The sequence below is a fragment of the Marinobacter sp. H13 genome, assembly GCF_059072335.1.
On the sequence record NZ_JCACRU010000001.1, the window covers coordinates 986,362 to 998,598 of the forward strand.

At 56.1% G+C, this 12,237-nt stretch carries 13 protein-coding genes and 2 pseudogenes; 4 read left to right on the forward strand and 11 right to left on the reverse strand.

Going from position 1 to position 12,237, the window contains the following annotated elements; genetic code table 11:
- Nucleotides 1-124: 124 nt before the first annotated feature.
- Nucleotides 125-1,093: a phenylacetic acid degradation operon negative regulatory protein PaaX gene (gene paaX / locus AC5JQH_RS04605; protein WP_008173782.1), complete on the forward strand. Its 969-nt coding sequence runs from the start codon at nucleotides 125-127 to the stop codon at nucleotides 1,091-1,093.
- A gap of 8 nt (nucleotides 1,094-1,101) precedes the next feature.
- Here paaX and AC5JQH_RS04610 read toward each other — a convergent pair whose 3' ends face one another.
- The 4 genes from AC5JQH_RS04610 to AC5JQH_RS04625 all read right to left on the reverse strand — a co-directional run bounded on the left by AC5JQH_RS04610 (nucleotide 1,102) and on the right by AC5JQH_RS04625 (nucleotide 4,596).
- On the reverse strand, nucleotides 1,102-1,611 hold the full coding sequence (locus AC5JQH_RS04610) for an acyl-CoA thioesterase (RefSeq protein WP_008173781.1): 510 nt from the start codon (nucleotides 1,609-1,611) through the stop codon (nucleotides 1,102-1,104).
- A gap of 43 nt (nucleotides 1,612-1,654) precedes the next feature.
- On the reverse strand, nucleotides 1,655-2,839 hold the full coding sequence (locus tag AC5JQH_RS04615; RefSeq protein WP_008173779.1) for a YbfB/YjiJ family MFS transporter: 1,185 nt from the start codon (nucleotides 2,837-2,839) through the stop codon (nucleotides 1,655-1,657).
- Nucleotides 2,840-2,869: 30 nt separating this feature from the next.
- On the reverse strand, nucleotides 2,870-3,436 hold the full coding sequence (gene efpL, locus AC5JQH_RS04620; protein WP_008173777.1) for an elongation factor P-like protein EfpL: 567 nt from the start codon (nucleotides 3,434-3,436) through the stop codon (nucleotides 2,870-2,872).
- Between the two features lie 74 nt (nucleotides 3,437-3,510).
- Nucleotides 3,511-4,596: a threonine aldolase family protein gene (locus tag AC5JQH_RS04625; RefSeq protein WP_050898318.1), complete on the reverse strand. Its 1,086-nt coding sequence runs from the start codon at nucleotides 4,594-4,596 to the stop codon at nucleotides 3,511-3,513.
- A gap of 109 nt (nucleotides 4,597-4,705) precedes the next feature.
- On the opposite strand from AC5JQH_RS04625, the gene AC5JQH_RS04630 reads away from it, so the two are divergent.
- Complete coding sequence (locus tag AC5JQH_RS04630; RefSeq protein WP_493805336.1) at nucleotides 4,706-6,430, forward strand: LemA family protein; 1,725 nt, start codon at nucleotides 4,706-4,708, stop codon at nucleotides 6,428-6,430.
- A 1-nt stretch (nucleotide 6,431) separates the two neighbouring features.
- Here AC5JQH_RS04630 and AC5JQH_RS04635 read toward each other — a convergent pair whose 3' ends face one another.
- Both AC5JQH_RS04635 and AC5JQH_RS04640 read right to left on the reverse strand, forming a co-directional pair.
- The gene (locus AC5JQH_RS04635) at nucleotides 6,432-7,130 is read right to left on the reverse strand and encodes a crotonase/enoyl-CoA hydratase family protein (protein ID WP_008173771.1); all 699 of its coding nucleotides are present in this window, start codon (nucleotides 7,128-7,130) and stop codon (nucleotides 6,432-6,434) included.
- A 127-nt stretch (nucleotides 7,131-7,257) separates the two neighbouring features.
- A complete protein-coding gene (locus AC5JQH_RS04640) occupies nucleotides 7,258-7,491 on the reverse strand; it encodes a hypothetical protein (protein ID WP_008173769.1) in 234 nt (77 codons plus the stop codon).
- A 151-nt stretch (nucleotides 7,492-7,642) separates the two neighbouring features.
- Between AC5JQH_RS04640 and AC5JQH_RS04645 the strand changes: the two genes are divergently transcribed.
- Nucleotides 7,643-7,837 carry a type II toxin-antitoxin system VapB family antitoxin gene (locus AC5JQH_RS04645; protein WP_008173767.1) on the forward strand — a complete coding sequence of 65 codons (195 nt, stop codon included), beginning with the start codon at nucleotides 7,643-7,645 and terminating at the stop codon, nucleotides 7,835-7,837.
- Complete coding sequence (gene vapC / locus AC5JQH_RS04650; protein ID WP_008173765.1) at nucleotides 7,834-8,235, forward strand: type II toxin-antitoxin system VapC family toxin; 402 nt, start codon at nucleotides 7,834-7,836, stop codon at nucleotides 8,233-8,235. Before AC5JQH_RS04645 ends, vapC begins: the two co-directional genes overlap by 4 nt.
- Nucleotides 8,236-8,791: 556 nt before the next feature.
- Here vapC and AC5JQH_RS04655 read toward each other — a convergent pair.
- The 5 genes and pseudogenes from AC5JQH_RS04655 to AC5JQH_RS04675 form a co-directional block, all read right to left on the reverse strand.
- A pseudogene (locus AC5JQH_RS04655) lies at nucleotides 8,792-9,514 on the reverse strand (IS1380 family transposase); the annotation flags it as partial.
- A gap of 5 nt (nucleotides 9,515-9,519) precedes the next feature.
- Nucleotides 9,520-9,888, reverse strand: a pseudogene (locus AC5JQH_RS04660) (heme lyase NrfEFG subunit NrfE); the annotation flags it as partial.
- 108 nt (nucleotides 9,889-9,996) lie between these two features.
- Nucleotides 9,997-10,635 (reverse strand): peroxiredoxin, encoded by a 639-nt coding sequence (locus AC5JQH_RS04665; RefSeq protein ID WP_011784900.1) that lies wholly within the window; start codon nucleotides 10,633-10,635, stop codon nucleotides 9,997-9,999.
- Nucleotides 10,636-10,734: 99 nt separating this feature from the next.
- Complete coding sequence (gene lspA / locus AC5JQH_RS04670; RefSeq protein ID WP_011784899.1) at nucleotides 10,735-11,247, reverse strand: signal peptidase II; 513 nt, start codon at nucleotides 11,245-11,247, stop codon at nucleotides 10,735-10,737.
- 3 nt (nucleotides 11,248-11,250) lie between these two features.
- A complete protein-coding gene (locus AC5JQH_RS04675) occupies nucleotides 11,251-12,147 on the reverse strand; it encodes a cation efflux transmembrane domain-containing protein (RefSeq protein WP_011784898.1) in 897 nt (298 codons plus the stop codon).
- Between the last annotated feature and the right edge of the window lie 90 nt (nucleotides 12,148-12,237).

A 12,237-nucleotide genomic window follows, 5' to 3' on the forward strand; every position in this document is an offset into this window, starting at 1 on the left:
AGTAAAGCCGACACTGGCAGAACACGCCAGCACCGCTGATCGAAAGACAAACCTTTACCTGACACGTAAGAACCGCATAATACGTACAACGTGTTTCATTGATTCTTATTTGCGAACTCAGGCCATGACTGCAAAAAGCCAGCTAGAACTGCTCGTCAAGAACTTCCAGAAAAAGCGACCCCTTCGGGCCGGCTCACTCATCATCACCATCTATGGCGATGCCATCGTTCCCCGCGGCGGCAATGTCTGGCTGGGAAGCCTGATGAAACTGGTAGAGCCCATGGGCATCAGCCAGCGACTGGTTCGCACCTCGGTGTATCGTCTGGTTCAGGAATCCTGGCTGCAGACCGAAAAGGTGGGCCGTTGCAGTTATTACAGCCTCACCGGCCCGGGCCTGCGGCGGTTCGAGCAGGCTTTTCAGCACGTCTATAACCTGGGCGCCGAAGAATGGAGTGGAAGCTGGTGCCTGGTCTACCTGAACCAGCTTTCCCCGGAACTCAGGCAAAAAGTCCGGGAGGAACTCAAGTGGCTCAGTTTTGGCAGCATGGCACCCGGGCTGATGGAACACCCACGCTTCACTCGCAGCGAACTGATTCCAATGCTTCAGGAATGGGGTGCTCTCGAAGACACCATCGTGATGCAGACCATGCCCATGGAGCAGAAGAGCCCAAGAGCCCTGAGACTGCAGGTTCGCGAAAGCTGGAACCTTGAGGAACTGGGCGGCCGCTACCGACGCTTCCTGACCCAGTTCCGGCCCCTGTGGCGTGAACTCCAGTCTGAGGACACTCTCAGCCCCGCGGAGTGCCTGATACTCCGGATCCTGCTGATCCACGAGTACCGCAAAATTCTTCTGAGGGACCCGCTGCTGCCCGATGAACTGCTACCCGGTGACTGGGAAGGCCGCAGCGCCAAACAGCTGTGTCGGAACCTGTATCGTCAAATCTATGTGCGGGCCGAGCAGTGGCTGGACGAGAACCTCGAAAACGCCTCCGGCCCCCTTCCAGGTCCGGGTGAGAAGTTTTACAAGCGGTTCGGTGGATTGCGGGATACTGCCATCCAGACAGATCCGACAACAGAACCAGAGGTTCTCTAGGCACCCGCTCAGTCAGTTGCCGAGCGGGACGAGGATGCCAGTTGTTCCCGGGTTTTCAGGCGCCCTTCCCGGCGAATCTCGGCATTGTCGTACCGGCGCTGTTGCTCGTCCGTTTCCGGTATCACTTCCGGGACATCCACCGGCCGGTCATTCTCGTCCAGAGCAACAAAGGTGAAAAAGGCCGAGAGAATGTGCCGCGTATCGCCGGTGTAACTGTTTTCGGCCTCTACCCTGGCACCGATTTCCATGGACGAGCCCCAGCTCCGGTTCAGCGACAGGCTGAACAGCAGCGTATCGTTACCCTTCGCCGGTGCCCTGAAATGGATTGAATCCACGGCAGCCGTCACACAAACATGGGCGGAATGCCGCTCTGCCACGACCAGCGCCAGCCGGTCGCATTTTGCCATGATCATGCCGCCGAACACGGTATTGTGGGAATTCATGTCGTTTGGAAACACCTTGTAGACGTGCTTCTCAATCGCAGATGCTGATACGGGTTTTGAAGGCTTTCCTGGCATGATCTGCTTTCCTCTTCGAGTGACATTCGATTGCGGAATCAATTCAACCCGCTGTCGCGGCTTCGCCCTGACGCTGCTGCGCCAGCCTTGCCAGGTGAAGCATCAAAACGCCTAACGCCATCACCACCAGGGTCAGCCAGAGGCCGTTGGTGTAATTACCTTCCACATCCGCGAGATAGCCAACCACCGCGGGTGCGATCATCTGGGCGATACCGTAGCTGAAGGTCAACCGGCTCATGGGCCGGGAAGGGTTCTCGGGGAAAACCCGCCCTACCATTGCCAGCATCATGCTGACGATACCGATAAAGCTGGCGCCATAAATCACGGAGCTGAGCATCACGCTGGCGAAGCTGGTGTTCACGATCAGCATCAGGATGCTCACGGAGTTCAGGGTGTAGGCCAGATAAAGCGCCAGCCACTGGCCCCAACGCCGGGAAAACACATCCCACAGCCAGCAGGCCGGCGTTGCAGCAAGACCTGCAATCAGCCAGACCAGCCAGCCCTGCCCCTGAAGCTCGGGCATGGATTCCGCAATTGCTACGAGGAAGGTGGCTGTCACCACATAGCCCACACCGGCGCAGAAATACGCCAGCTGGAGGATCCGTATGAACCGGCTTCGCTCGTCACCTGCCTTGGCCGCACCTGTTTTCGGCAAGGCACAGGCCCGGTAGTCCGGCATCCAACGCCAGGCGGGCAACAGAAGCCCAAGGGCCACCAGCCCGTAAATCACCCATTGCTGATCCCAGGTGAACGGATCCTTGATCAGCTCCGCCACCACAGCGGTGAGTACAATCCCGAGCCCGATACCGGAAAAGAACACGCCGAGCTCGGACTTCTGGTTGTTCTTGATCAACCAGCTCATCAAAAGACCGGCACCCAGCAACATACCCGCTGAGGTGCTCAGACCTGAGATAAAACGCAGAATGGACCACACCCACACATTGGTGGTGTACCCCATGAGAACCGTTGAAACCACGGCAACCACCAGGCCAAGCTGGTAGAGCCTTACCTTGAGACCAAGATCGCTGATGCGGGTAATCAGCACTGCGCCGGTCAGGTAGCCGGCGTAGTTCACGGTTGCCAGCATGCCGACGACGGATTTGCTCAGCCCCAGTGCCGCGACCATTTCCGGGATCATCGGCGTGTAGGAAAACCGGGCAATACCCACCATGACCATAACAGCAATCACGCTGGCGACCAGCACTTTTATCGTTTCTATCGGCTTCACAGGGTGTCCTTACTTCGGAACGACGTTAACTCAGGCGCGGCCCAGGAACTTGCGCTCCTCCACGTTAATGCGAATGCGGTCGCCGGTGGAGATGTGCTCGGGAACCTGAACAACCAGGCCAGTGGCAAACCGGGCGGGCTTGGTTCTAGCCGTCGCAGAGCCACCCTTTACAGACGGGTCCGTCTCCTCAATTACCAGCTCCACCGTAGGCGGAAGAGCCAGCGAAACCGGCGAATCCTTCAACAGGATGACCATGACACCCTGAGTATCTTCGGAAATGAACAGCAGCTCTTCGGCAATGGCCTCGCGGTTCAGGCTGTACTGAGTAAAGTCCTCGGTATCCATGAACACGTACTCATCGCCATCGGCGTAGGAAAAGGTGGCTTCCCGGCGGGTAAGGTCGGCCAGGTTGAGCATGTCCGAATCCTTGAAGGTCTCGTCCAGCTTCTGATTGGTCACCACATCGTACATGCGCATGCGGTAAAGACTGCCGCCCGCGCGGCCCTGGGGCACGGAACGCTCGATGTCCTTTACAAAATACACCCGACCATCGTATTCAACGGCGGAATTCTTTTTGATTTCACTGGCTCTGGGCATGTCTTCTGTTTCCGAAAAAATTGGGGTTTTGGGGCTGCTGATATACCACGACTTCGCCCCGGAATCGATAGCTCTTAACCTATCAGGGCTCTAACATCAGCAAGAAAGCGGTCCACCTGCTCATTGGTCGTCGCCCAGGAACACATCAAACGGGCACTGCCTCCAATAAAGTTATAAAAGCGCCAGCCTTTGGCCCGCAGTGCCGCCTGCAAAGGCTCCGGCATCTCCACGAAAACACCGTTCACCTGTCTGGGGTAGCGTAGCTGGATACCTGGAAGACCTTCCAGCCCCTCGACAAGACGCTGGGCACAGGCATTGGCATGGCGGGCATTCTCCAACCACACATCGCCTTCCAGAAGCCCGCACCAGGGTGCCGAGATATAACGCATCTTGGAGGCCAGCTGACCAGCCTGCTTACACCGCCACTCGAAGTCCTCCGCCAGAGACCGGTTGAAGAACACCACCGCCTCGCCAAGCGCCAGGCCATTCTTGGTGCCGGAAAAGCACAGAACATCGACACCGGCCTTCCAGGTAATTTCCGACGGATGTACATCCAGCGCAGCCACCGCATTGGCAAAGCGGGCGCCGTCCATATGGATATTGAGCTTATGGTGATCGGCGACCGCCCGAATAACCCTGAGCTCCTCGGATGTATAGACCGTCCCGACCTCTGTGGCCTGGGTCAGGCTGAGCGCCTTGGGCTTGGGGTAGTGAATATCGGTCCGCTTGGTCACCAGGTGTTCGATACTCTCCGGTGTCAGCTTGCCGTTCTCGCCCTGCCCCAGAAGCAGCTTGGCGCCGTTGGAGGCGTACTCCGGGCCGCCGCATTCATCGGTTTCAATGTGGGCCAGCTCATGGCAGATCACGCTGTGAAACGACTGACCGATCGAAGCCAGGGCCAGAGAGTTGGCGGCGGTGCCATTGAACACGAAGTAAACGTCACAGTCGGTATCGAACAGCGTCCTCAGGCCATCCGCCGCCTTTTGCGTCCAGCTGTCCTCGCCGTAGGCTGGTTCATCCATCCGGTTGGCCGCCTCCATGGCTTTCCAGGCCTGCGGGCACACACCGCTGTAGTTGTCGCTGGCAAATTGCTCGGACTGGGACACAACGCGCTCCTGAATTCTGAAAGGAAAGCCTTTAACGTTATAGGAACCACCCATCATTGCCAACTTGCGTTCCATCCCAATTCGGGTGAGGCCGGGGGAATGACAAAGCCCGATACTTTATACTCTTGCCCCTGAAAGCCAGCAGACCAAGGACTCTCCCGCCATGGGGCGCTTCAATATCGCCAGTATTCCCGGCCGGATTATCACCGCCATTATCGCAGTCGCCTGCCTGGCAGGCAGCTACTATGCGATGACGACCGGGCTCAGCCAGCTCACCGAAGCACGGCAACTGGAACGCCTACCAGAAATGCCCGTCGGCGCTTTGACCACAGGCCCCTATGTGATCGCAGGCAAGGTCACGGATCAGTTGGGAACTCTCGAAACGCCCTATTCCAACACCGAGGCGGTCTACTATCGCTACAAACTCGAGGAGGAATATCGCGACTCCGACGGTGATCTGCGTATCCGCACCCTGGATTCCGGCGCCCGCGGCGGCGACTTCCAGCTCAGGGACCAGACCGGCTCAGTCATTGTAGCTCCGGGCAGCGATCTGGAAGAGGTCGAATGGAATCTGGAGCGAACCTATCGCAATCAGTCCGGCCGCAGAATCTACTCGGAGTGGGCGCTCATTCCCGGACACACGGCGCGGGTAATCGGCCAGTACAGCAGCGAAATCGGGGCAGTTACCTTTTATGGCCTCGAAGACTTCAGCCTTCCGGCCATGATTTCCCGGAACACGCTGACCGTGGACAGTGGCGACCGGTTCTTCGAGGCAGCCATCCGCATTTCCATCGCAACTGGCTTTCTGGCTCTGGGTATCGCGCTGTCCCTTCCGTTGATCAAAGTTCACCGGTTCTGGGTCTATGTTCTGGTAATGGCCATTGCGGTGTCCGGTACGCTCTCGGTGCTTGGCATCAACAAGCTCCGTCAGGAATGGTCTGCCATCGCCGATTTGTATGAGGGCCGATACCAGCACGCCTGGACCAGCCGCCGACTCGCCGCAGCCAGCATTATTGCTGCCCTGTTGCTCTTGTGGTTGTCGATCCGGACCGTCAAGTTCAAGCGCCTGATCGAAGCGGTACCTACCAGCAGCACCCGGGGACTCAGTTTTGGCGTCTCGGAGCTCAAGGCAATTGTGGATGTCGATGAAGACCATCCCCCGCTCAGGGATCCACTAAAAAACGAGAAATGCGTGGCCTTCGACTACAAGGTTGAAGAAAAGCGGGGTTCCGGAAAAAACGAAAAATGGCGGGTTATTGAGCATCGGGAAGAACTAGCGCCTTTCTGGCTGGAGGACAGCGAGGGAAAGGTTCTCGTCCAGCCAGACGGTGCGAAGATCGAATACCCGCAGTACCATTCGGAGCGCCGGGGCGACAGGCGTTACACCGTCCGCTTTCTCGAAACCTTCGTGAACGTCTACTGCCTGGGTTTTGCCGGCCTGGATCGGGGGCAAGGGGCTTTGCGGGCATCGGCCAATATCGACACCATTCTCCAGCAACGCCATGAGCTGTGGCCCAACCTGGAGAAAATCGTAAAGGCGTCTCTGGCCCACGAAAAACAGCTGCTGAAAGCCATTGCCCAGCTACGCAGTGCGGACCCTGTCGAGATGAGTTCGAAGGGCCAGGCCGACAAGCTTATCCAGTTTGAACAGAACGTAACCAATGCCCTCCAGGCCCGGATCGAGGGATATCCGGACCTGAAGAACAATGAGGACATTCAGAAGTTCATGTCGATCATGGCAGAGACGGAAAACTACCTTTCGCTCTTGCGAAACAGCTACACCGAGAGCGCCATGATCTACAACACCCGGATCCAGTCTTTCCCTGACGTGATCCTGGCAAAACTGTTCCGTTTCCGCGAAGCACCGCAGTTCAGTTCGGAAACGTGAGCTAGCCGTTCAGGCCAAGGTGCTCGGCATCCTGCTCGATGCAACGATCCAGCAGCGCCAGATAGTCCGCTTTGGCCTTCAGCTTGGTTTCACGATGGGCGCGCATGTTCAGGGTTTTGAAATGCTGCGCCAGCTCGGTGGCCCGCTCAACCAGCTTGTCCTGGGCAACCACCTCATCCAGGAACCCCGCCTCTACTGCCCCTTCCGGGTTGTATATCTCAGCGTTCACGACCGAACGGTAAAAGTGGGCGGGCGCCAGTCGATGGCGGGCAATTTCAATCCCGGCGTGGTGCATGGTCATGCCGATTGCCACCTCGTTCAAGCCAAGCTTGAAGGGCCCCTCAATACCAATGCGGTGATCCACTGACAGCAGAATGAACGCGCCCTTGGCAATGGCATGGCCGCTACAGGCACCAATAATCGGCAACGGGAATGCGGCCAGACGCCGGGTAAAGCTGGAGCCGGTTTTTACCAGCGCGGCTGCTTCTTTCGGCCCCTTCTGCATTTCTTTCAAGTCGTACCCGGCAGAGAACACGCCTGGCTGGCCGGTCAGAATCACAACCGCCTTGCCCTGCTCCGCCCGATCCAGCGCCGCGTTGAGCCCCTCGAACACTTCCTGGCTCAGGGCGTTGGCCTTGCCATTGCTGATGGCAATCGTTGCTACACCATCTTTCAATTCATAACTAACCAGCTCAGTCACCTGTTCTACCTCTCTACCGCAATTAAAGTGAGCGTTTGTTTACTTCGCTGGACATGATTGTGGGTTAGGCGCGTCAGAGATTCAATATCCATTGGTCATGTCGCCCAAACCTGGTCGAAATTTGAGATCACCATCGCTTATCTACCAAAACACTGCCTTCAGCATCTTTCTGGACAAGTGTTTGCGTTCTTTTAAAGCCTTTGATGGCTGTGTGATCGGAGTGCACAACTGAACCTACGACTTCTCCTGCCTTGTTGATGACGGAGTATGTGTCGATTTCTGTTTCACCCAAAGGTCCTTTAGTTCTGCTGCCCTCGAGTTTCAGCTCTTCACCCGGATTAAGTCTTACTCTATCTCTCATGGACGGGTATTTCCTTTACAACGCCCGGCTCACGCGCCGGTTTGTAGCCGCGGAGGCGGCGGAAAATCGGTCGCTGTGCAGCCGATTGTTATGTTCTCCTTGAGATGCTAGATTGTGTATAAAAGTCGAAAAGCATACACATAGGTGCATCATGAGAACTAACATAGTCATTGACGACCAGTTAATGGCCGAAGCCCTCAAAGCCTCCGGTTACGAAACCAAAAAAGAGGCCGTCGAGCAAGGCCTTAGACTTCTAGTCCAGCTTAGCAAGCAGCAGGAAATTCGAAAGTTACGTGGCAAGATCAAGTGGGAAGGCGATTTGGGCGAAATGCGAGCTGCCCGATGATCCTGGTAGACACCAGCGTCTGGATCGACTATTTCAATGGGGTCGACAACCCGCAAACTGATCTGCTGGATGCCTCGATAGTTCAAGGTTCGGTTGCTATTGGAGACCTCATATTTTTGGAAATCCTCCAAGGCATCCGCAACGACAAACAGTATCGCCAAACCAAGCAAAGCCTGCTCGCTCTGGATCAGTATGAAATGTTTGGCAAAGAAATGGCAATTAAGTGCGCCGACAACTATCGGGCACTACGAAAAAAAGGCATCACGATCAGAAAAACTGCCGACGTGATCATCGCGACATTCTGTATAGAGAAAGAGTTGCCCCTGCTGTTTTTGGATCGCGACTTCATCCCCTTTGTTGATCACCTTGGACTTGAGCCTGCTCTGAGAGAAACATAACAGCAATTAGGCAGCGCGCTTTATCATTGCAGAAATTTGACTGTGTCACTATTACTGACTTTGAAACATCAATAACGCTGCACTTAAATCGATAAAACAGGAGCTTAGCCGAGCATGGTCATCTCTGCCACGTAATCATTCAGCGTCTGCAATTTGCTCCGCCAATCATACTGGATGAAATGGCTGTGATTTGCTTGGAGGCTCTGACGTAAATCCCTCACTCGAACGTTCGCTTTTGTTTACGACTGGAGAAACCTGATCGAAACCCCAGGGTGATCCTCGACTGGAGCTGACAGCGTCTGCGGCATCCAGGAACCAAGGAGTCTAGTTACGCATCTAACCCGAACATTTCATAAACACCCCAAGCAGCAGCCACGAAATTTTCTCGGTTAGCCCATTACGCCCAGATATGAGAATTATTAGTGTAGTATGCGCGCCAATGTCGCTCTGATGTCATCCAGTCACCGGCCTTAAGTGTTTATTATTTGATCAATTCCAGCGTCCGGGCGAGGGAAGGCCTCCCGAGCCCGAGATGGAGGTGAGCGCCGACAGCGGCTCAGCCGGTGTTTAACCTGGGCCGAGGCAGGCGATATAACCGTTCGGTGACTGTGTGCAGAAGGGCCTTGACCGGGCAGCTACCTGGCAGGTGGAGCTTGATGCGGTCTTTGTACTGCACCACCCGTACGGCCAGCTTGAACAGCTTGATGATGACCGTCGAGGGCTGGGCCTGAGACAACTCGGTGCCTTGCAACAGTTCGGCGCGCAAGGCGTGATGCAGTACATAGGCGGCGCAGGAGAAAAACAGGCGCAGGTGGTTGGCCGCAAAGCGGCAATCCGAGGTGCGGTCGCTGGCCAGGTCGTTTTTCATCATCTTGATGAAATTCTCGTCCTGGCCCCGGGCGCAATACAGCTCGGCGTACAGTATTTCCGGGGTTGACTCTTCCAGGGAGGTGACGACGAAGCGGGGGTTATCGCCGAGGGCCATGGTTTCGGCTTTCAGGACAGTGCGAAACGCCTGTGGCCAGGAACGGGCCTGATAATCGATCTCGTGGAAGGTGCGCGAGCGTTGCGGCGGGGCCTGTTCCGCGAGGCGAGCGTTATGGCAGCGGGTATCGTGCAGCCGCCGGGTGGATTGCAGGTGTGGCTCGGCCAGTTTTTTCAGACGGCTGTTGCCGGCCAGGCCGAACAGAAAATCGGTGTACGGATCGTCGAGCGCCAGTTGCATCAATTCCACGTTGGCGAAATGAGCATCACCACGCAGCAGGATGCGGGTCTCGGGATATCCCGTGGCAACTGGCGGGAAAACAGACTGACGGCAAAGCCCCAGCCACTGAGAATCAGACTCCATAACAGCACCGAGCCTTCATGAGAGCCCCAGACGGCGGTGAACTTGTAGTACCAGGGCAGCATCGAGTTGGAATTACGGGCCACATAATCCACGCTGAAATCATCCAGAAGAAAACTGGCGGTCAGGCTGGCATAAGAAACCAGTAGAAAAACAAATTGCCCCCATGCCATGGGCTCTGCAAATGCCATCCACAACGGGCGCCGGGTGGCGGCTCCCAGCAAGGGCACGGTCGCCTGAAGCAGCGACAGGCAAAGTGCAATCAATAACGCGAAGAGACCAACTTCAGGGATTGTCAGGGTAAGCATTTCGGGGCCGTGTTCGGTTGCGGGTTCGGCGATGACCGAACCTATCGGTGAAGGTTTCTCAGGTATTGCTTCGTCAGCCAGCCACAAGGCCAGCTGACGAATTCTCTATTACTTCCGACCAGGTTGGCGGGTAACGCGCAGATACGGTGTCTGCTCATCCCATCCGTCAGGGAAACGCTCTTTGGCCTCTTCGTTGGAGAGCGACGGAACGATGATCACATCCTCGCCATTCTTCCAGTCCACCGGCGTGGCCACTTTGTGGTTGTCGGTCAGTTGGAGCGAATCAATGACGCGCAGGATCTCGTCCAGATTGCGCCCGGTGCTGGGCGGATACGTCAGCATCAGACGGATTTTCTTCGCGGAATCGATAATAAATACCGTTCGAACAGTCACCTTGGGGTCGGCTTTTGGATGGATCATTCCGTACAGGTCGGCAACCACCTGATCCTTGTCTGCCAGCAGGGGAAAATTGAGCCCGGCGCCCTGGGTTTTCTCGATATCCTTCACCCAGTCGTTATGAGAGTCGAGCGGGTCGACGGAGACCCCGATCAGCTTCACACCGCGACTGGCGAACTCGTCCTTACGCTTGGCGAAGGCGCCGAGCTCTGTGGTACAGACGGGGGTGTAGTCGGCGGGGTGTGAAAACAGTACGGCCCAGTCGTCTCCCAGCCACTCATGAAACTGAATGTTTCCCTCGGTGGATGCCACGGTGAAATCGGGAGCGGTTTCTCCAAGTTGCAATGTCATCGTTTCATTCTCCTTTGCTTTGGCTGTCGTTCTTGGTTTGTCAGCACAGACGATATCCTTAAAGTCAACTTTAAGGTCAAGGCGTTTGTCAGATGTTTCTTAGCCTGATCCATCGAGCTCGACGTTCGTGCCCGATTTTTCGGGTATGAAACTGACATAGAGGAAAAGCACGGTGCCCAGCACAATGGCGATATCGGCAAGGTTAAAGGCCGGCCAGTGCCAGGATTGCCAATAGACATCAAAGGAATCCACAACATAGCCACGAAATATCCGGTCAATCAGGTTGCCCATGGCACCGCCAAGAATAAGGCTGTACGCGATGGCTTCTCCCCTGCGGCGGCACTGAAGAATCAGCCTGATCAGTACAAATGAGACAACTACCGCGACTGTGATAAGAAAGTATCGCTGCCAACCTCCGCCATCGGCAAACAGGCTGAATGCGGCACCGGTGTTCCAGACATGCACCCAGTTAAAGAACGGGGTCACCGGAATCGATTCGCCATACGCCATTGACTGCTGGACCAACCATTTTACAACCTGATCAGACGCCGCAATCAGGCCCGAAATAGCCAGCAGGCCATACGGCAAGAGTTTTTTGGCAACGATGGACATTGTTTAACCCTTAAGCGCCAGGATGCGCCTGGCACCGTTGAGTACGATAATCCCCGCGATGCTGCCGATGATAAGGTCCGGGTAATTGGAGCCAGTCCATGCCACCAGGGCGCCAGCGGTAATGACCCCCAGATTGATCACCACATCGTTGGCTGAGAATATCCAGCTCGCCTTCATGTGGGCACCGCCCTCCCGATGTTTGGATATCAACAGCAGACAGGTGGTATTGGCGATCAATGCGATGAACGCAATCCCCATCATTACCAGCGACTCCGGCTCACTGCCGAAGACAAAGCGCCTCACCACCTCTGCAAGTGCGCCCACAGCCAGTATCAGTTGGAGTACGCCCGCGAGATGCGCCGCACGCACCTGCATTTTCACGCTGTGCCCAACCGCATACAGGGCGAGCCCATACACGGCCGCGTCGGCGAAATTGTCCAGGGATTCTGCAATCAGTCCGGTAGACTGGGCGATCAGGCCGGCCGTCATTTCCACCGCAAACAGGACGGCATTGATACCGAGCAACCAACGCAGGGTGCCGGACTCCTGCTCGGCCGAGATAGCCGTACCCCCGACCGCCTTGATTGACTCAGGGTCGGCAGCGGCCGTTTCCTGAAGCGAAGCTCCCAGCCCGAGGGTTGCCAGCTTCGCGGTGATAGGCTCAGCCTCGCCATCGTGCACAACCTTCAACCGCCGATCAGACAGGTCGAAGGACAGCCCGCGAATGTCTTCAAAACCATTCAGGGCCAGTCGAATCATCCGTTCCTCCGAAGGACAATCCATCTTCGGTACGGTATACACACTGATCCAGTTGCCGGACGCTTCAGAGGCCCCCGACCCGGTATTACCCTCGGCGGGTGTTGCGTCGCAGCCACAGGCGTCTTCACAGGATTTACTCATGATACGGCTCCACTTGGGTATTGTCGGATTATGATTTAAAACTATATAGTCACTATAAGGTCAATAGAGCAGATACCATTTGTTGAGGAG